Origin of the sequence: Pseudomonas sp. EA_65y_Pfl1_P113, assembly GCF_963970525.1 — a bacterium.
In the GTDB taxonomy this organism is placed as follows: Bacteria; Pseudomonadota; Gammaproteobacteria; order Pseudomonadales; family Pseudomonadaceae; genus Aquipseudomonas; species Aquipseudomonas tritici.
Genome location: NZ_CAXAQM010000401.1, coordinates 1 through 503 on the forward strand (window position 1 = coordinate 1; position 503 = coordinate 503).

Sequence of the window (503 nt, forward strand, 5' to 3'; positions counted from 1 at the left end):
CGCTCGATGCGATCGCGCATCCCGGCGTCGGGCGCAGCGAAGTGCATCTGGTGCTGGGGATGCTCGCCAATAAGGATCCGCTCGGCCTGCTCGCGCCCTTTGCACGCGTCGCCACCACGCTTCATGCCGTGCCGGTGCCGAGCCATGAGCATCACGCGCCCACAGCACTCGCCGCGATCGCGCACGACCTTGGGCTCGCCGCGCATACCGCCTCCGATGTCGCCAGCGCCCTCCTAGACATCACCGAGATTGCCGACCCGGCCGAGCCGCCGATCGTGCTGATTCTCGGCTCGCTCTACCTCGCCGGTGAAGTGCTCTCGGCGAACGACGAAGCGCCCGACTGACCCTTCTTTATTGCGATTGACTTGCAATAGCGAATCTCGGAAGATGCTCCTCTGCAACGGAGCATCGCCATGACCATCGCCCCCATCCCGTCTTCCGCGCCGACGTCACCCTCGCGTTATTCGGCCAGTCTGCCCAACGCGATGCCCGACAATCCCAAT

At 65.0% G+C, this 503-nt stretch carries 1 protein-coding gene; it reads left to right on the plus strand.

The genetic code is table 11. From position 1 onward, the window contains the following. Positions 1-344, plus strand: a 344-nt coding sequence (locus AACY52_RS30265; RefSeq protein WP_339561372.1) for a hypothetical protein, incomplete at its 5' end; no start/stop codon positions are given. Positions 345-503: the final 159 nt, after the last annotated feature.